Here is a 17,489-nt window from a genome sequence, read left to right as displayed (position 1 = left end):
GCGCGCGCCCGGTCTCAGATCCCCAGCCGGTCGCGCAGGGCGAACCAGCTCATCCCCGCGACCAGCAGGGGCCACCGCAGCAACTGCCCGCCGGGGAAGGCCGGCGAGGGCAGGCCGGCCATCAGATCGAAATCGGAGGAATTGCCGCTGACGGCATCGGCCATCTGCCGCCCCGCCAGCGTGGCGAGCGCCACGCCATGCCCGGAAAATCCGCTGGCCGACAGCGCGTTCGGGGCAGGGCGCATGAAGCAGGGCAGACGGTTCATGGTAATGGCAAGCGTGCCGCCCCAGGCATGGCTGAACGGCACCTCGGCCAGTTCGGGGTAGATCTGAGACAAGGGCTTGCGCACCTTGGCGGCAATGTCATTCGGGAAATGATAGCTGACATTTTCTCCGCCGCCGAAGATCAGCCGTTTCTCCGCGTCAAGCCGCCAGTAATTCACCACGAATTTCGTGTCATGCACGGCGATATTGCGGCTCAGCACCTTGCTGGCCAGATCACCGAGCGGTTCCGTCGCCACCACGAAATTGTTGATCGGCATGACCCGCGCCGCCACCGCGCCCGACACATCGCCGAGATAGCCGTTACCGGCCAGGATCACCTGATCGCAGGTGACACGGCCCGTCTCAGTCTGCACAACCGTTTTCGACGCGGCGTCCCGTGCGAACGCGATCTGGTGGACATGGCTCATCTCGTGGATGCGTGCGCCCGCCTCGGCCGCCAGCCGGGCGATGCCGAGCGCGAGCGCCAGCGGGTTCAGATGGCCGGCACCGTGATCGATCACCCCGCCGCAATAGGCGTCAGACGGCAGGATCTTTCGGAACGCCGCCGTGTCGAATGACTCGATCCGGTCGTAACCGTAATGGCGCGCCAGGTGCTCAATGTGGCGCTGTGCCTCGTCCAGTTCGGCAGCTTTGCGAAAAGCGTGCGCGACGCCGTCATGGACCGTGACTCCGGCCTCGGTGGCCAGATCGCGGGTCAGGCGCTTGGCATCCTCGGCCATCTGCCAAAGCCGCCGCGCCGTGTCGCGGCCCGCGATCCGCTCCAGCTCGTCATTTTCGAGGCGCTGCCCCGATCCTAACTGACCGCCATTGCGTCCAGATGCGCCGAATCCCACGCGATGCGCCTCCAGCAGCACGACATCGCGGCCCGCCCGCGCCAGATGGAGCGCCGCGGACAGGCCGGTATAGCCGCCGCCCACCACGCAGATCTCGGCCCGGATCTCGCCCGACTGGCGCGGGAACGGGTCGAGCGGCGCCACCTGCGCGGCATAGAGTGACGGCGGATATTCCCCGCGCCGGTCATTCGAGAACAGCAGGTTCACGCGAATCCCCTTCGGATCTGGCAGGTCACGTCAGACATTCAGCAGCAGATGTTCACGCTCCCACGGGCTGATGACCTGCAGGAATTCCTTGTATTCGTTCCGCTTCACCGCCTCGTAGACCGCCGCGAACTCCTCGCCCAGAACGGCGCGCATCGGCTCGCTGTCCGCCATCAGGTCAAGCGCGTCGCCCAGTGTCAGCGGCAACTCGTCCTCGGAGATATAGGCGTCTCCGATGCATTCGGGACGCGGATCCTGCGCCTCGGTCAGACCCAGATAGCCGCAGGCCAGCGACGCCGCGATCCCCAGATAGGGGTTGCAATCCATGCCGGCGAGGCGGTTTTCTACGCGCCGCGCCTCGGGCCCTGAAATCGGCACGCGGAGCCCGGTCGTGCGATTGTCGCGGCCCCATTCCAGATTGATCGGTGCCGCGAAATCCGGGACATAGCGGCGATAGGAGTTCACATAGGGCGCAAGCAGCGCGATGGCCGCGGGCAGATGGGTCTGCATCCCGGCGATGAAATGCAGGAATTCCGGTGCCTCGCGCCCCTTCTCATCCGAGAAGATGTTGCGCCCGGTCTCCATGTCCACGATCGAGTGGTGGATATGCATGGCAGATCCCGGCTCGCCCTCGATCGGCTTGGCCATGAATGTGGCGAAGCAGTCATGGCGCAGCGCTGCCTCGCGGATCAGCCGCTTGAAGAAGAAGATCTCGTCGGCCAGTCGGACCGGATCGCCATGGGCGAGGTTGATTTCCACCTGACCGGCGCCACCCTCCTGCAAGATCCCGTCGATCTCGAAGCCCTGCGCCTCGGCGAAATCGTAAATATCGTCGATGACCTTGCCGTATTCATCCACGGCCGACAGCGAATAGGCCTGCTTGGCGGCGGCGCGTCGCCCGCTGCGACCCATGGGCGGGATGATCGGCTGATTCGGATCGGTATTCCGCGCGACTAGGAAGAACTCCATCTCCGGCGCGACGACCGGCTGCCAGCCCTTCGCCTCGAACAGCCCGACGACATGCTTGAGCACGTTGCGCGGTGCGATGGGCACCGGGCGCCCCTGCTGGTCGGACACGTCATGGATCACCTGCAGGGTATAGTCGGCGGTCCACGGCGCGGCTGTGGTTGTCGTGTAATCCGGCGTCAGCACCATGTCGGGTTCGGTGAATGCGCCCGAGGGGTTGTCGGCCCATTCGCCGGTGATGGTTTGCAGGAAGATCGAATTCGGCAGGTAGAACTTCTCCTGCCGGGCGAATTTCGACGCGGGCATGGCCTTGCCGCGCGCCACGCCGGCGATGTCCGGCACGATGCATTCGACCTCGTCGAGCCGCCGGCCGGCGACATAATCCTGCGCCGCTTGCGGGGCGTTCTGCAGCCAGTCCGGGGTCACGCCGCCCCCATTTCATCGGCCGTGGCGGCGCGGAAGAACGCCTCGATCCGGTCGGCGATGCGGGCGCTGTCGCGCGCCCCGCCAAGCCGCTGCCGGGCCGCGTCGAGCAAGTCGTCGGGCACCACGCCTTTGGCGCGCGTCTCCATCAGACCGCGCACGAAACTGTCGTCGAATTCGGGATGCGGCTGCACGGTGAAGGCCCGGCCGGGATAGATCAGCGCGGCATTGTCGCAGAACTCGCTGTATCCGGCCTGCTCGGCGCCCTGCGGACGCTGCGTCACCTGGTCCTGATGCCAGGCGTTCAGCGTCAGCGTCTCGCCGCCGAATCTGTAATCCTGCGCGCCGACCGACCAGCCACCGGAAAATTTCTCGACCTTGCCGCCAAGGGCCTGGGCGATGATCTGGTGACCGAAGCAGATGCCGACCATCGGCACCGCTGCGTCGAAAGCCTGCCGGATGAAGGACTCCAGAGGCGCAATCCACGGGTGCGGCTCATACGCGCCATGGCGCGATCCGGTGATGAGCCAGCCATCCGCCGCCTGGACGCTGTCCGGAAATTCCATGTTCTCAACATGGTAGTTGGTGAAGTCCAGCCCGCGTCCCGCCAGGAGGCGCATGAACATGTCCGGGTAATCGCCCGCCGCGTCCTTGAGCGCGTCCGGGGCCTGCCCGCATTGTAGGATGCCGATCTGCATATGGTGCCATTCTGTTGGGTCAGCGACAGATTAGGCGGCGCAGGAAGTCGTTGCAATCGGTCATGGTTTCGCGCCAGATACGCGACAGAATGACAGAGAACCTCGCCAGCTCAGCCGTTATCGAGATCCGCGACCTGCACAAGTCCTATGGCGATCTCGAGGTCCTCAAGGGCGTGTCGCTGACCGCCCCGCGCGGCCATGTGGTCAGCCTGATCGGATCGTCCGGGTCGGGGAAATCGACGCTGCTTCGCTGCTGCAACCTGCTGGAGAACAGCCATCAGGGCGAGATCCTGTTCGGAGGCGCGCCGGTGCGGTGGAAGGGGCAGGGCAGGGGCCGCGTTCCCGCAGACCGGGCGCAGGTCACGAAGATGCGCACCCAGCTTGCCATGGTGTTCCAGCAGTTCAACCTGTGGTCGCACATGACCATCCTGCAGAACGTGATCGAGGCGCCGGTGACGGTGCTGGGCCAGCCGAAAGCCGAGGTCGAGGCGCGGGCGCGCGCCCTGCTGGACAAGGTGGGCATCGGGGACAAGGCCGAAGCCTGGCCGGGCCAGCTTTCCGGCGGTCAGCAACAGCGCGCGGCGATTGCCCGCGCCTTGTGCATGGAGCCGCGGGCGCTTCTGTTCGATGAGCCGACAAGCGCGCTCGACCCGGAATTGCAACAGGAGGTGGTGCGGGTCATCAAGGATCTTGCCGCCGAGCATCGCACCATGATCCTGGTCACGCATGACATGCGGCTGGCCCGCGATGTCAGCGATCATGTCGTATTCCTGCATCAGGGACGGATCGAAGAAGAAGGTCCGCCCGATCAGGTCTTTGGCGCGCCGAACACCGACAGGCTGCGCCAGTTTCTCAGCGCCACACTGGTGGGCTGACCAACCAACAGGAGATGAAGTGATGAGAACAACCCTGACTGTGGCAGCCGCGATTGCGCTGACGGCTGGTATTGCCTCGGCCGCGCCGGTGCGGATCGCGTCGGAAGGCGCCTATCCTCCCTATAACCTGGTCAATGACAGCGGCGAGCTGGACGGGTTCGACATCGATGTCGGCAACGAGATCTGCGAACGTGCCGAGCTGGAATGCGTCTGGGTCAAGAATGACTGGGATTCGATCCTGCCGAACCTGAAATCCTCGAATTACGACGCCATCATGGCCGGCATGTCGATCACCGAGGAGCGTCAGCAGGAAATCCAGTTCAGTCAGAACTACTTCCCCCCGGCGGCATCCGCCTATGCCGCCATGGACGCCGAGGCGAATGTGGGTGACGGCGCGGTCGTCGCGGCACAGACCGCCACGATCCAGGCCGCGCATGTGGCTGAATCCGGCGCGACGCTGCTGGAATTCGCGACCCCGGATGAAACCGTCTCGGCCGTGCGCAATGGCGAGGCGGATGCGGTCTTTGCCGACAAGGACTTCCTGGAGCCGGTCGTCGTCGAATCGAATGGGGAATTTTCCTGGGTGGGCGAGGATGTGCCGCTTGGTGGTGGCATCGGCGTCGGCATCCGCCAGTCCGACAACGAGCTGCGCGAGAAGATGGATGCCGCCATCGACTCGATGAAGGAAGACGGGACGCTGAACGGTCTGATCCAGAAATGGTTCGCCGAGGGCGCGATGTATTTCGGCCCCGACGGAGAAGCCGTGGCCGAGGCTGACGCCACGATCACCCCGGTCGAATAAGGACAAGGCCCCGCCGCGGCTTCGCGGCGGGGCCATACGCCCGCGATGTTTGCATACTGCGCCGATCCGAAAGCTCTGGAGGGGCTCGCCTGGCTGTCATGCTACCTGACATCGGGCACGCATCTTCTGTTCTACGCGAGCTTCGGGACGGTGTTGTTTCTGCTGGCGGTCACCGCCCCGATCGCGCTGCTGTTCGGGTTCGGCGGCGCGCTCGCCTCGCGTTCCCACTTCGCTCCGCTTCGCTGGTTCGGAAAGATCTACACCTCCATGGTGCGCGGCGTGCCGGATGTGGTGTTCTTCATGTTCGTGCCCATCGCGCTCGACCAGCTATTCGAATATCTGCGATCCCGCGTCTCTTGCGACACATCCGTTCCGGTCCGGCAGGGCAATGATTTCATCGTCTGCGAGGCGGCCAAGCTGCCGCGCGCGGCCAGCCCGGAATGGGTGCATGATTCCTACGGCATGTTCCTGGCCGTGCTGGCCTTTTCCATCGTGTTCGGCGCCTTCGCGGCGAACGTGCTCTACGGCGCGATGAACGCGGTGCCGCGCGCGCAGCTTGAGACCGCCGAGGCCTACGGCATGACGCGTCGGCAGGTGAACCGTCGCGTGCTGATCCCGCAAATGTGGAGCTATGCCGTGCCGGGTCTGTCCAATCTGTGGATGATCCTCATCAAGGCCACGCCGCTGCTGTTCCTGCTGGGAGTCGAGGATATCGTGTACTGGGCGCGCGAACTGGGCGGCTCCAAGACAAGCGCCTTCACCTATCCGCACCCGGACTGGCGGCTGTATTATTTCCTCGCGATCCTCGTCTTCTACCTGCTGATGACCTGGGCGTCCGAGCGGGTGCTGAGCCGTGTCCGGCGGCGCCTGTCGCTCGGCCAGGCCACGATGGGCGGCGAGACGCTGCGAAAGGCCGGGGCATGACCTGCGCGGAGGCGATCACCAATTACGCCCTGCGCTCCATCGGCATCGGCGAGCGGCTGCTGCCGCGCACCGAGTTTGATCTGTGCACGCAGTTCACCCTGATCGGGTCCGGGCTGATCTGGAATGTCTATTTCGGGGTGTTCGCCCTGCTGATCGGTTTTTTCATCGCCAACGGGCTGGCCCTGGCCAAAGCCTCGCCCAACCCGCTGCTGCGCAAACCGGCGGAGGCGTTCATCTTCGTGTTCCGCGGCAGCCCGCTCTTCATCCAGTTCTTTCTGGCCTACCAGATTTTCGTGCTGCTGCCGCGCAGCGGGATCGAGCTGTTCGGCATCACCGTCGCCACCGGCTGGCTGACCAAGGCCTGGGCGGGGGCACTGATCGTGCTGATCCTGAACACCGCCGCCTACTCGGCCGAGATCTTCTATGGCGCGCTGCAATCGGTCCCGAAAGGCGATCTGGAGGCGGCGGATGCCTACGGGCTGACGGGGTGGCACAGATTCCGGCGCGTGGTCTGGCCCACCATGATGCGGCTGGCCTGGCCCGCCTATACCAACGAGGCGATCTTCCTGTTCCATGCCACGACGCTGGTGTTCTTCTCCAGCTTCCCGGCCTATGCGCAACAGGGAGATGCGCTCTATTACGGCAGTTTCTTTGCCGATAAGACCTTCAACCCCTTTGTCGCCTATCCCATCGTGGCGGGGTATTTCATCCTTCTGACCCTGCTGCTGATCCTGCTCTTCGGGGTGGTCAACCGGCGCCTGAACCGGCATCTTCCCGGCGCCGCCCGCCGAATCCGCTATCGGCCCCAACTCATCAGGTGACATGTGAACTGGCTTGCCGAACATCCCGAGGTCCGAACCATTCGCGTGGCTGCCGCCGATCTCAACGGCGTGCCGCGCGGCAAGCGGGTGCCGGCGCGGTTTGCGCAGAAGCTGCTGACCGAGGGCACGAAATTCCCCTATTCCGTGCTGAACATGGATATCTGGGGCGAGGATATCGAAGACAGCCCGCTGGTCTTTGAAACCGGCGATCCCGATGCGCTGCTGATGCCCACGGAACGCGGCTTCATGCCGATGCCCTGGCTGGGCGCGCCGTCGGCCCTGCTGCCGATCTGGATGTTTCACGCCGATGGTCGCCCCTATGAGGGCGATCCGCGTCAGGCCCTCGCCCGTGTCGTCGACCGCTACAAGGCCGCCGGTCTGACCCCGGTGGTCGCGACCGAGATGGAGTTCTTCATCATCGACGATTCCGGCAAGACGCTGCGCGTGCCGCCGAGCCCGCGCTCTGGCAAGCGCCGAACCGGGGCCGAGACGCTGTCGCTGCGCGCGCTCGACGCGTTCGACCAGTTCTTCACCCGGCTCTACGACGCCTGCGAGGAGATGGATATTCCCGCCGACACCGCGATATCGGAGGCCGCCCTCGGCCAGTTCGAGATCAACATGATGCACCAGGACGATCCGCTGAAGGCGGCGGATGACGCCTGGCTGTTCAAGATGCTGACCAAGGGCGTCGCGCGGGAATTCGGCTTCGCCGCCAGCTTCATGGCCAAGCCCTATGATGTCTGGTCCGGCTCCGGTCTGCACATGCATTTCTCGCTCCTGGATGCGGAGGGGCGGAATGTCTTCGACGATGGCGGCCCGAAAGGGTCCGACACGCTGCGCCACGCCGTGGCCGGTCTGCTGCGCGCCATGCCCGGCTCGACCCTGATCTTCGCGCCGCATGAGAACAGCTATGACCGGCTTGTGCCCAACGCCCATGCGCCCACCGGGATCGGCTGGGCCTATGAGAACCGCACCGCCGCCATCCGCATCCCCGCCTCCGGCCCCAAGGCCCGCCGGATCGAGCATCGCGTCGCGGGCGGCGACGTGAACCCCTATCTGATGATCGCCGCCATCCTCGGCGCGGCGCTGAACGGGATCGAGGACGGACAGGAGCCGCCCCCGCCCTTCGAGGGCAATGCTTACGACAAGGGCCTGGACCAGTTGCCCGGCACCTGGAACGACGCCATCGAGGCGTTCGGCACCTGCCCCGAGGTCAAGCGTATCTTCCCGCAGCATCTGATCGACAACCTGATGATGACGAAGCGGCAGGAGCTGCACTACATGGCCGAACTGACCGACGAGGAGACGATCGAGCTGTATCTGGATACGGTTTGATTGCGCGGCTTCCAGTCAAGTCATCGCACGGCTTTGCCCTTGCGCGGCTTCGCCCAAAGCGGCGCCGCAAGGTCAGCTTCGACGGCCGCGCCCTGATGGACGACCTCTGCGATCCGGTCGACCGAAAAGCCAAGCTCTTGCATGATCTGGGTCGAGTGTTCGCCAAGCAGAGGCGGCGGTAAGCTGGCCGCCACGTCACACAGCAGAGGGCCAAGGGGCAACTCGGGCGTCTGAAACCGGTACCCGGCAAAGTCGAAGTCGGACAACTTCTCTCCGGCCCGTGCCTGCGGTGCGTCGAGCACCCGGTCAAGCGGCAGCACTTCGGTATGGCCGACTCCTGCCGCTATGAGTTTTTCAACAAGCATGTCGAACTCGAAACCAGCCACCAACGCACCGACGATTTGTTCGACATCTTGGCGCCGTGCACGCCGCTGGCGCAGAGTCGCAAGCTCGGGATCGGGTGAGAGGCCAGTAGCGGTGCCAAACTTGCGCCAATGATCGTCAGTCAACATGACAAGGTAGATCCAGCGCCCGTCCTGCGTCTCGTAGGCGCCATAGCCCGGAATCGAGAATTCGGCCGAAGGCTCCTGCTCCGGCCGACCCAGGAGTTGCGATTTCAATTGCACGCCCATCAGGTCTCGCGCCGCAATGTGCAGACCGGTTTCGTAGAGACCAATTTCGATATTGCGCCGCTCCTCGGACCGGTCCGACTGTAGCGCGGCGAGAATCGCGATGGCAGCGTAGCAGCCCGCGAACTGGTCGTGATATGACGGCCCGAGACGCGCCGGTCGCCCATCGGGCCGGTTGTAGTACATGACACCCGTTGCGGCCTCCGCGATCGGATTCGAGGCGACCTGCTCCTGAAGCGGCCCCGCGCCATAGCCCTTGATGTGACAGAAGATGATATCGGGATTGATGGTATTGCATCCGGCGAAAGTCACGCCGAGCTTGCGCGCAGCTGACGGCGACAGGTTATGCAGCACGATGTCCGCGCGGGCTACGAGTGTGCGGAACGCATCACTTCCGGCCTCGGACATCATGTCGAGGCAGAGGCTCCGCTTGCCCCGGTTGAACGCGACAAAGCTCCCGCTGGGCCCACCCCGTACCAGTTTCCGTGTGGTATCACCGGTCGGGGGTTCGATCTTTATTACATCTGCGCCGAGCTGGTTCAGCAGATGCGCGCCATAGGGTGCAGCAATCATGCTGCCCAGCTCGACCACGGTCTTGCCGGCAATAACACCATTTTTCATGCATTTTTCTCCTGGTCGAACGGCGACGGACAGCGCCGATCCGCGAATTCCAAATTTATTATTGTCAATTAAGAATGCATAATGCATTATAAAGACGTCAAGTGCATTCTTGGCTCGAAGCAGGCGAGCGACAGAGGAGATCCTGCCAACAGTGAAAAACGGCCCGTTCCGCGCGCGGGCATGCTGTGGACAGGCGAAGCCCGGGATGCAGCCAACAAAAAATCGCAGCACTGACGTCTCAGGGAGGAGACAAATGCTCAAGAAGTTCTGGAAATGCGCGGCAATGGCCGTCGCCACGACCGCATCGATTGCTGCCGGGCCGGTTACGGCCGAAACCGGCATCGATCTGGACAACAAGGTCGTCACGATCGGGGCTTTCACACCCGTGACCGGCCCGGTGCCGTTCTACGCGGTTCTGACCCACGCGGCCGAAGCCTATTTCAAGAGACTGAACGAGTCCGCTGAAGTCGACGGCTGGACGTTCAACTACGTGACCAAGGATGACGGATACGATCCGGCGCGCAGCGTCGCCGTGGCCCGCAGCCTGGTCGAGGATGACGGCATCTTCGCGCTTTCCGCACCCATCGGCACAGCGACCAATGTTGCGGTTCTACCCTATGCCAAAGAGGCGGGCGTTCCCATCATCGGCCCGGTCGGCGGATCCAGCCAGTTCTTCGAAGTCCCTGCCGTCTTTCCGCTATTGCCAGATTACGGGTGGTCCGCCGCATCCGCGGCTGAATATGCGGCAAACGGCCTCGGCCACACGAAGATTGCGCTGCTATGGGAAAACGATGAGCTGGGCAAATCCGCCAAGCGCGGTTTCGATCTCGTGATGGGCGATCTGGGCCTCGAACCGGCGGAATCCATTGCATTCGACGTCAAGACGACCAGCTTCAGCGCCCATATCCGGCGGATCCAGAACTCCGATGCGGAAACGGTGCTGTTATACGGGTCGAACGCCAATCTCGCCGCGGCGCTCAAGGCGGCTGACCTGCAGGGGGCCGATGTCGCGTGGTTCGCGCCTTTCTTCACGGCCGACCCCTCGACGCTGAAACTGGCCGGTGATCTGCTGGAGGGCGTGTACTTTTCGTCCTGGCTGCTGCCTGTCTCGAGCGAAGAGCCGGAGGTAAAGGCCTATCGCGATGCCATTGCGGAGCATTTTCCGAATGACCCCATTGGCGTGCTCGGCCTGAACGGCTGGAGCAACGCGGCCCTGTTTCACAAGGGTTTCGAGCTGCTTCTTGCCAGTGAGGACGAGATCACGCGGGATAATCTCGTCAAGGCGATGAACACGATGACTGACGCCGCCGTCGGAGGTGCGCGCGGCGTGACCTTCAGCGCCGAGGACCACCGCGGGACCCGCCAGGAAGGTATCATCCAGTACAAGGATGGGGACTTCGTGCTGGTCCGAGATTTCCAGCCCTATCCCGACATTGCCTTCAACGCCGCCGATACGGGCGAATAAGAAAGGCCGTGTCGCCCGCATGCTCTGCCGCAAGCGGGTGACACCCGGATTCAGGTTCAGACAATTGGGGATTTTCATGCCCACCATCCCAGTCAGCGCGCCGGCTCGCCTTGATGGCAAGGTTGCGCTCGTCACCGGTGCCGCGGGTGGCATCGGCCGCGCGGCAACCCTAGCGCTCGCGGATGCCGGTGCGACAGTCATCGCTACTGACATCGCTGAGGACGTCCAGTTCACGTCCGACAAGATCGTCTATCGCCGTTACGATGTGACCTCGCATAACGATACGCGTTCGATCATCGCGGAAACCAGGTCCGCATATGGTGCGATTGATGCCTTGATCCTTTGCGCCGGGACTATATCGCATAATCACCTGGTCGACTCGACGGATGACGAATGGATGTCAATCCTGAACGTGAACCTCATGGGTGTCGTCAATCCGGTGCGGGAAGTCTTTCCGGTGATGGCTGAACAGGGTGGGGGCAAGATTGTGGCCCTGGGCTCCATCGCATCCAAGATTGGCGGCGTCGCCTCCGGCCCGTCTTATGTCGCGGCGAAATCCGCGGTGCATGGGTTGATGAAATGGGTTGCAAAGAACGGCGCCGGCAAGGGCATCTTTGCAAGTGTGATCGCGCCCGGCCCCGTGGAGACACCGATGTGGGACACCGTGACGCAACGGGCCGCGCCGTCGCCCAATGGCAGCGTCCCGCTTGGCCGCTACGGCCAACCCGAGGACATCGCCCAGGCAATCGTTTTCCTTGCGTCGCCTTCCTCGAACTGGATCACCGGAACCGTTCTCGACGTGAACGGCGGCATGTTGATGGACTGAGGGAGTGACAATGACAGATACGATCGGATTCATCGGATTGGGCGTCATGGGCGGGCCGATGTGTCGCAACATCGCAGCCAAGCATGCCGGTCGAGTTCTCTGCTTTGATCTGTCTGACACGGCACGCTCCGCCCTGGCCGACACCAAGGTCGAGGAGATGGATAGTGTTGAGGCACTGTCGCAAGAGGCCGACATTATCTGCTTGTCCCTGCCGGGCGGACCGCAGGTTCTGAAAGTGGCCGAGAGTATCGCGGGGACGGCCCGCAACGGGTCCGTTGTTATCGATCTGTCCACCACGACCGTGGCCGCGGCGCGCGAGGCCGGACAGATATTGGCCGCGAAAGAGATCGCCTTTGCCGACTGCCCGGTGGCCCGCACCCGCGAGGCCGCGCAGCAAGGCAGGCTGAGCATTATGGTCGGGGCAACTCCAGAGCTATTTGACCGTATCAGGCCGGTGCTCGACTACATGGCGTCGGACGTGACCCATGGCGGCGCTGTCGGCGCCGGTCAGGTGCTCAAGCTTGTCAACAACATGCTGGTTTTCGCCAACACAGTCGCGCTGGCGGAGATGATCGTTTTGGGCGAGCGCGCCGGTGTTCAGGCCGAAACGCTGCTGGAGGCCGTCGCGAAGGGGTCGGGCGACAGCTTTGTGCTGCGCAATCACGGCATGAAGGCAATGGCCCCGCGCGAGTTTCCCGCACACTCCTTCCCCGCCGAATATGTTCTGAAGGACATATCTTACGTCTTCGATCTGGCTGAGCAGACCGGCAGCTTTCTTCCCGCAGCCAGCCAAGTCCGCGCCTATTACACTGCCGCTGTCGCGAACGGGTTCGGAGACAAGTATTTTCCCTCGGTCATCCAGTTGGTCGAGTCGGATGCCATGGAGAAAATCTGATGAGCTTCTGGGACTCACTTCTGTACGACCTGTTTCCGCTGATATGGTCGGGCATGATCACCGGGTGCCTCTATGCGCTTGGTGCACTCGGACTGGTGATGATCTTCAAGTGTTCAAAGGTCGTCAACTTCAGCCACGGCAATGTCGCCGGGCTGACGGCCTTCCTGGTATACGGCCTGTCCTCGGGCATGCTCATGTCCCTGTCCTGGGGCGCGGCCGTCCTGGTCGCATTGCTGGGAGCCATCGCCATCGCCTTTCTGATCTATTCCATCATCTCTCCGCTGGTCTTTGAAAGCGACCTCACCTCAACCATCGCCACGCTGGGCTTCGGTCTTATCGCGCAAGGTGTGACGCTGCTGATCTTCGGGGCGGACATCGTTGCGCTCGACCTGCCGATCCCGCGCTTCGCCGTCTCGGTCCTCGGGCTGCTGGTGACGGGCTATGATCTCACCGTGCTGGCCGTGGCGGTGGTGACCATCGGGGCCTTGTTCATGGTCATCGACCACACCAAGCTGGGGATTGCCTTCCGCGCGATCTCAGAGAACCCATTCGCTGCCGAGGTTTGCGGCCTGAATCTCCGCTCCGTGCATTATTTTGCCTGGATCACGGCGTCCATCCTCGGTGTGGTGGGGGCCCTGCTGATCGTGCCGACGACCTTTCTGTCTGTCACCACCGTGGCGACATTCATGTTGCAGGCCTTCGCCGCGGCCGTGATCGGCGGCTTCGCCTCCCTGCCTGGCGCATTGGTCGGCGGCATTCTGGTCGGCGTGTTGATGAACCTGTTCACCTTCTATGTCTCGCCCGAGTACTCGTCGACATTCCTGCTGGCCGTCATCCTGGTGGCGCTGAACATCTTCCCCAACGGCATCCTGCAACGAGTCGGAGGCTCACGTGTCTGATCACGCGACCCATTTGGCCCCGGGCCAAGTTATCCTGTCGCGCCTGTCCGGCGTGGCCACCTCTGGTCTGACGACCGCAATTCTGGTGGCGGTCCTGATAGTCATGCCCGTCATGCTTGGCGGATCATGGATCTTCACGCTGGGCCTCTGCTTTGCAAATTCGATCGGCGTTCTCGCCGTCTCGCTGCTGGTTCGCTATGGCGGAGAGGTGTCGATCGGGCATACATTCTTTACCGCGCTCGGCGCCTATTCCGTCGGGGTGCTGGACACCAGCTACGGCATTTCGCTGTGGGCCTCTGTGCCGTTGGCGCTGCTGCTGGGTGTGATGTTCGGGCTTCTCTTCGCGTGGCCGTCCCGCAATCTCCACGGGATCTACCTTGCAGTGACCACGCTGGCGCTCGCTCTGGCCGTGCCCGAGATGATCAATAATTTTGATACGCTCACCGGAGGTTACGAAGGGCTTTATGTTGCCACCCCGTTCATTCCCGGAATCGAAATGGGGCTGCAGCGCTATTATGTGGCGCTGTTCTTGCTGGTGCTGGTCTGTCTGGCCGTTGCACGCCTGCGCAGGTCGCGTCAGGGGATGGCGCTGCTTCTGGCAAAGACGAATGCAGCCGCTGCCGACGCCTTCGGCACCCGCCGGGTCTGGGCGCGCCTCTCGATCATGGGCATTTCGGGTGGGATCGGTGCGATATGCGGTGCCGCACTGGCGTTTTCGGGTTCGACCGTGTCGCCCGGCGGTTTCACCTTCTGGCAGGCGATCTTCCTGCTCGTCGGATCGGTCGTCAGCTTCTACGGGCTGTCGCTGACCCGTGTTCTGATCGGCGGGGCATTCGTCACGCTGGTGCCGCAGCTTCTCTCGGCGTCGGGTGCGTGGATTCCCGTGTTGTATGGCCTTGCGTTGCTGGGGATGATCCTTCTGGGGCACTATCTGCCGCGCATCCGCGAGATGATGAGCCGCAAGTCGGAGGCAGCGTGATGGACCTTATGACAAACGCTTTGCGCGGCGAGGGGATCGCACTGTCATTTGGCGGGATCAAGGTTCTGAAGGGTCTGGACGTGGAGTTCCGCGCCGGCGAAATCACCGGCCTTATCGGTCCAAATGGCGCAGGGAAAACCAGTCTCTTCAATTGCCTGACGGGGGCGTATTCACCGCAGCAGGGTGCGATATCATATGCGGGTGAGGCGCTCAATGGCCTGCCGCCCGCGGCGCGAGCGAATAAAGGGATCGTGCGCAGCTTTCAGCATGTCGCCCTCTGCCCTGATCTTACCGTACGTGAAAATGTCATGGTCGGGATCGCACGCAACGGAAAGTCTGGCTGGCTGGACGCGTTCCTTCCGTTGCCAAGGGGGATCCGCGAACGGGAGGAAATGGCCCGGTCGGCAGATGCGGCCCTTGCCGATCTCGGGCTGCTCGACGTCGGAGAGAGATTTCCGGGAGAGCTGCCACCCGGCATGCAGCGCCTCGTCGAGATTGCCCGCGCGGTGGTCGGCAAGCCGTCGGTCCTGCTGCTGGATGAACCAGCCGCGGGGCTCAACAACTCCGAAACCCGCGACCTGACGAAAGTGCTGCGCAAGCTGGCCTCGACGGAGCTGGCCATGGTCGTGGTCGAACACGACATGGACCTGGTCATGTCGATCTGCGACCGGATCTACGTGCTCAACTTCGGGGAAATCGTCGCCTCGGGCTCTCCCGAGGAGGTGCGCAGCAATCCGGACGTGGTTCGGATCTATCTGGGGAGCGACGAAGATGACTGAGCTGCTGCGCGTTGCAGACCTGTCCGTGACCTATGGATCGGGCGCACCGTCGGTGAACCGGATCTCCTTCACCGTCGGCGAAGGCTCGGTGGTTGCGCTGCTCGGCGCGAACGGCGCCGGCAAGTCGTCGATCATGAAAGCCGTCTCGGGCCTGACGCCGTCATCCGGTGCGGTCCTGTTCAATGGCCAGGACATTGGCGCTCTGCCCGCGCGCGCACGCGTTGCCAAAGGGATCGTCTATGTGCCCGAGGGGCGCGAGATTGTCGGCGAGCTGACCGTGCGCGAAAACCTCATCCTCGGCGGATACCAGAAGGCTGCGGCCGAGCGCAAACGGCGCATCGACATGGTTCTCGACCTGTTTCCCGAGATTGCCGAGAAGGTTGACCGGCAGGCCTGGCGCCTGTCGGGTGGCGAACAGCAGATGCTCGCCATCGGACGCGGCCTGGTTGCTGACCCGAAGCTCTTGCTGCTCGATGAGCCCTCGCTGGGCTTGGCTCCGTTGCTGGTCCGGCGCGTATTCGACAGGCTGGCCACGATCCGCGAAGAATCGGAGCTTGCCATCGTGCTCGTGGAACAGAACCTCGCCGTGACGATGCGGTTATGTGATGAACTGCATTTCCTGCGCGGCGGCCGGATTGTCGGACATCGCCGCGCCGAAGACCTCAAGGACGAAGCCGCCCGTCAGCAGGCGATCGACGCCTATCTCGGGGCGGCTGCCTGAGGAGACGACGATGAAGACTTGGGAAATCTACGCCATCCGGCACGCCACGAACGACACCCGCACCCGCGGTGTCAATTTCATCTCGGATCCCGATCCCATGAAACCGCTGGTGCTCGACTTTTTCTGTTGGGTGCTCAGGTGCGGGCGGGAGGTGATCGTGGTAGATACCGGGATCGACCCGGAGACGGGCGCCAAGAACGGCCACAGGCAGATCATGCCCCCGCCGGAAGGCTGGACGGCGCTTGGCATCGACCCGGCGCAGGTCACGACGGTTTTGCTGACACATGCGCATTACGATCATCTCGGCTATCTGGATGCGCTGCCGAAGGCCCGGTTCTACATGCAGGCCGAAGAAATGGCGTATGTCACCGGACCCTGGATGGAAAAACCGACCTTCCGTCATGCCTACAAGGCGGACGAGATCGCCCGGCTGGTGCATTTGCTGCACGACGGACGGCTGCATCTGCATGGCCGGGAGTTCGACGTGGCCGACGGGATCAGCGCACACTGGGTCGGCGGGCACTGCGCGGGACAGGAAGTCCTGCGGATCCGGACGCAGCGTGGCTGGGTCGTGCTCGCTTCGGATGCGTTGCATTATTACGAGGAGTTCGAACGCGGCATCCCATTTACCGTGGCCTTCAACATTTCCGACATGATGGCGGCCCATGACCGGATCCGCGAACTGGCTGACAGCGACAATCACGTCCTTCCGGCCCATGATCCGAGGCTTCTGAACCATTATCCGGCGATCAGCCCTGAGATGGAGGGCCGCATCCTCCGACTTGACCCGGTTCCGGAGATCGGGGCATGAAGGAATGCATTTTGCACTCATGTGAGATCATTCGGGGGTTGATTGTTGATGGAACACCGCGCCAAGCACCAAACGAAGGAAGAATATGTCGCGGACTTCCTTCGGGAGGGTATCATCTCGGGCCAGTTCCCGCGGGGTTCCAAGCTCAAGCAGGCGCAGATCGCCGAGATGATCGGGACGTCGATCACCCCTGTTCGGGAGGCGATCAAGCTGCTGGAAGCCGAGGGGTTCATTCTCGGCACGTCGCATCGTGGCGCGATCGTGGCCCCGTTCGACATCAACGCGACGGAAGAGATCACCGATCTCAGGGTGACGCTGGAATGCAAGCTGGGGCTCAAGGCGGTCAGTCGCCTGACCTCGCAGGACATCGACGAGCTGCGGTCTTTGCAGGACCAGATCGAGGATGCCGCGGCGCGCGGCGACAAGGATGCGGTTCGCACGATCAACTACCGGTTCCACGAACTGATCTACATCGCCGCCGAGTTGCCGCAAACGCTGCGGTTTGTCCGTGCACTCTGGGCGCGCTATCCGTTCGACCTCATCAACCGGCTGGAGAGCCGCATCGACCGCGCCTCGCAGGAGCATCGGGACATGCTGCGTGCCATCATCGCCCGCGACGAGGCTGCCTTCCTGCAGGCCCTGCGATCACACATCCGCTCGGCCTGGGACGAATTCAAGGCCAGCTATTCCGAATAGCC

At 63.2% G+C, this 17,489-nt stretch carries 18 protein-coding genes; 14 read left to right on the top strand and 4 right to left on the bottom strand.

All coding sequences use genetic code 11. The features are described from left to right. Positions 1-14: 14 nt before the first annotated feature. Genes BLT73_RS11185 through BLT73_RS11175 form a run of 3 tightly spaced genes read right to left on the bottom strand, consistent with a single transcriptional unit; the run spans position 15 to position 3,409 of the window. Positions 15-1,325: an NAD(P)/FAD-dependent oxidoreductase gene (locus BLT73_RS11185; protein WP_090523869.1), complete on the bottom strand. Its 1,311-nt coding sequence runs from the start codon at positions 1,323-1,325 to the stop codon at positions 15-17. A 30-nt stretch (positions 1,326-1,355) separates the two neighbouring features. After that, positions 1,356-2,714: a glutamine synthetase family protein gene (locus BLT73_RS11180; protein ID WP_176805048.1), complete on the bottom strand. Its 1,359-nt coding sequence runs from the start codon at positions 2,712-2,714 to the stop codon at positions 1,356-1,358. Continuing rightward, on the bottom strand, positions 2,711-3,409 hold the full coding sequence (locus tag BLT73_RS11175) for a type 1 glutamine amidotransferase (protein WP_090523868.1): 699 nt from the start codon (positions 3,407-3,409) through the stop codon (positions 2,711-2,713). The genes BLT73_RS11180 and BLT73_RS11175 overlap by 4 nt, the downstream gene beginning before the upstream one ends. A gap of 89 nt (positions 3,410-3,498) precedes the next feature. Here BLT73_RS11175 and BLT73_RS11170 point away from each other — a divergent pair, with 89 nt between their 5' ends. Genes BLT73_RS11170 through BLT73_RS11150 form a run of 5 tightly spaced genes read left to right on the top strand, consistent with a single transcriptional unit; the run spans position 3,499 to position 8,166 of the window. Then, positions 3,499-4,284 (top strand): ABC transporter ATP-binding protein, encoded by a 786-nt coding sequence (locus BLT73_RS11170; protein ID WP_090523866.1) that lies wholly within the window; start codon positions 3,499-3,501, stop codon positions 4,282-4,284. A gap of 22 nt (positions 4,285-4,306) precedes the next feature. Continuing rightward, positions 4,307-5,086 (top strand): transporter substrate-binding domain-containing protein, encoded by a 780-nt coding sequence (locus BLT73_RS11165; RefSeq protein ID WP_090523865.1) that lies wholly within the window; start codon positions 4,307-4,309, stop codon positions 5,084-5,086. Positions 5,087-5,131: 45 nt separating this feature from the next. After that, positions 5,132-6,010 carry an ABC transporter permease gene (locus BLT73_RS11160; protein ID WP_090523863.1) on the top strand — a complete coding sequence of 293 codons (879 nt, stop codon included), beginning with the start codon at positions 5,132-5,134 and terminating at the stop codon, positions 6,008-6,010. Beyond that, on the top strand, positions 6,007-6,831 hold the full coding sequence (locus BLT73_RS11155; protein WP_090523861.1) for an ABC transporter permease: 825 nt from the start codon (positions 6,007-6,009) through the stop codon (positions 6,829-6,831). The genes BLT73_RS11160 and BLT73_RS11155 overlap by 4 nt, the downstream gene beginning before the upstream one ends. A 3-nt stretch (positions 6,832-6,834) precedes the next feature. Next, complete coding sequence (locus tag BLT73_RS11150) at positions 6,835-8,166, top strand: glutamine synthetase family protein (RefSeq protein ID WP_090523860.1); 1,332 nt, start codon at positions 6,835-6,837, stop codon at positions 8,164-8,166. A gap of 20 nt (positions 8,167-8,186) precedes the next feature. On the opposite strand, the gene BLT73_RS11145 is transcribed toward BLT73_RS11150, so the two are convergent. Next, positions 8,187-9,713: a CaiB/BaiF CoA transferase family protein gene (locus BLT73_RS11145; RefSeq protein WP_218132533.1), complete on the bottom strand. Its 1,527-nt coding sequence runs from the start codon at positions 9,711-9,713 to the stop codon at positions 8,187-8,189. Here BLT73_RS11145 and BLT73_RS11140 point away from each other — a divergent pair. The 9 genes from BLT73_RS11140 to BLT73_RS11100 all read left to right on the top strand — a co-directional run bounded on the left by BLT73_RS11140 (position 9,700) and on the right by BLT73_RS11100 (position 17,487). Beyond that, positions 9,700-10,881 carry an ABC transporter substrate-binding protein gene (locus BLT73_RS11140; RefSeq protein WP_218132532.1) on the top strand — a complete coding sequence of 394 codons (1,182 nt, stop codon included), beginning with the start codon at positions 9,700-9,702 and terminating at the stop codon, positions 10,879-10,881. The genes BLT73_RS11145 and BLT73_RS11140 overlap by 14 nt on opposite strands. Before the next feature lie 76 nt (positions 10,882-10,957). Next, positions 10,958-11,707: an SDR family NAD(P)-dependent oxidoreductase gene (locus tag BLT73_RS11135; protein WP_090523855.1), complete on the top strand. Its 750-nt coding sequence runs from the start codon at positions 10,958-10,960 to the stop codon at positions 11,705-11,707. Positions 11,708-11,717: 10 nt separating this feature from the next. Then, the gene (locus BLT73_RS11130) at positions 11,718-12,602 is read left to right on the top strand and encodes an NAD(P)-dependent oxidoreductase (RefSeq protein ID WP_218132531.1); all 885 of its coding nucleotides are present in this window, start codon (positions 11,718-11,720) and stop codon (positions 12,600-12,602) included. Then, on the top strand, positions 12,602-13,501 hold the full coding sequence (locus BLT73_RS11125; RefSeq protein ID WP_090523852.1) for a branched-chain amino acid ABC transporter permease: 900 nt from the start codon (positions 12,602-12,604) through the stop codon (positions 13,499-13,501). Before BLT73_RS11130 ends, BLT73_RS11125 begins: the two co-directional genes overlap by 1 nt. Next, positions 13,494-14,480 (top strand): branched-chain amino acid ABC transporter permease, encoded by a 987-nt coding sequence (locus BLT73_RS11120; RefSeq protein WP_218132530.1) that lies wholly within the window; start codon positions 13,494-13,496, stop codon positions 14,478-14,480. The genes BLT73_RS11125 and BLT73_RS11120 overlap by 8 nt, the downstream gene beginning before the upstream one ends. Continuing rightward, positions 14,480-15,259 (top strand): ABC transporter ATP-binding protein, encoded by a 780-nt coding sequence (locus BLT73_RS11115; protein ID WP_090523848.1) that lies wholly within the window; start codon positions 14,480-14,482, stop codon positions 15,257-15,259. Before BLT73_RS11120 ends, BLT73_RS11115 begins: the two co-directional genes overlap by 1 nt. Beyond that, positions 15,252-15,980 carry an ABC transporter ATP-binding protein gene (locus BLT73_RS11110; RefSeq protein ID WP_090523847.1) on the top strand — a complete coding sequence of 243 codons (729 nt, stop codon included), beginning with the start codon at positions 15,252-15,254 and terminating at the stop codon, positions 15,978-15,980. Before BLT73_RS11115 ends, BLT73_RS11110 begins: the two co-directional genes overlap by 8 nt. A gap of 10 nt (positions 15,981-15,990) precedes the next feature. Then, entirely contained in the window at positions 15,991-16,791 is an 801-nt protein-coding gene (locus BLT73_RS11105; RefSeq protein ID WP_090523846.1) for an N-acyl homoserine lactonase family protein, read from the top strand. Positions 16,792-16,839: 48 nt separating this feature from the next. Further along, positions 16,840-17,487 (top strand): GntR family transcriptional regulator, encoded by a 648-nt coding sequence (locus tag BLT73_RS11100; protein WP_090523845.1) that lies wholly within the window; start codon positions 16,840-16,842, stop codon positions 17,485-17,487. Positions 17,488-17,489: the final 2 nt, after the last annotated feature.

This window comes from Paracoccus isoporae (assembly GCF_900101865.1).
Taxonomy (GTDB): domain Bacteria; phylum Pseudomonadota; class Alphaproteobacteria; order Rhodobacterales; family Rhodobacteraceae; genus Paracoccus; species Paracoccus isoporae.
The sequence above is the reverse complement of the archived record's forward strand: the minus strand, read 5'-3'. Positions and strand labels throughout refer to the sequence as shown.

Excerpts from the sequence above, each read along its gene's own strand:
- BLT73_RS11135 (WP_090523855.1), top strand. The coding sequence starts at position 10,958 with ATGCCCACCATCCCAGTCAGCGCGCCGGCTCGCCTTGATGGCAAGGTT.
- BLT73_RS11155 (WP_090523861.1), top strand. The coding sequence starts at position 6,007 with ATGACCTGCGCGGAGGCGATCACCAATTACGCCCTGCGCTCCATCGGC.
- BLT73_RS11170 (WP_090523866.1), top strand. The coding sequence starts at position 3,499 with ATGACAGAGAACCTCGCCAGCTCAGCCGTTATCGAGATCCGCGACCTG.
- BLT73_RS11130 (WP_218132531.1), top strand. The coding sequence starts at position 11,718 with ATGACAGATACGATCGGATTCATCGGATTGGGCGTCATGGGCGGGCCG.
- BLT73_RS11160 (WP_090523863.1), top strand. The coding sequence starts at position 5,132 with ATGTTTGCATACTGCGCCGATCCGAAAGCTCTGGAGGGGCTCGCCTGG.
- BLT73_RS11140 (WP_218132532.1), top strand. The coding sequence starts at position 9,700 with ATGGCCGTCGCCACGACCGCATCGATTGCTGCCGGGCCGGTTACGGCC.
- BLT73_RS11125 (WP_090523852.1), top strand. The coding sequence starts at position 12,602 with ATGAGCTTCTGGGACTCACTTCTGTACGACCTGTTTCCGCTGATATGG.
- BLT73_RS11115 (WP_090523848.1), top strand. The coding sequence starts at position 14,480 with ATGGACCTTATGACAAACGCTTTGCGCGGCGAGGGGATCGCACTGTCA.
- BLT73_RS11105 (WP_090523846.1), top strand. The coding sequence starts at position 15,991 with ATGAAGACTTGGGAAATCTACGCCATCCGGCACGCCACGAACGACACC.
- BLT73_RS11110 (WP_090523847.1), top strand. The coding sequence starts at position 15,252 with ATGACTGAGCTGCTGCGCGTTGCAGACCTGTCCGTGACCTATGGATCG.
- BLT73_RS11165 (WP_090523865.1), top strand. The coding sequence starts at position 4,307 with ATGAGAACAACCCTGACTGTGGCAGCCGCGATTGCGCTGACGGCTGGT.
- BLT73_RS11100 (WP_090523845.1), top strand. The coding sequence starts at position 16,840 with ATGGAACACCGCGCCAAGCACCAAACGAAGGAAGAATATGTCGCGGAC.
- BLT73_RS11175 (WP_090523868.1), bottom strand. The coding sequence starts at position 3,409 with ATGCAGATCGGCATCCTACAATGCGGGCAGGCCCCGGACGCGCTCAAG.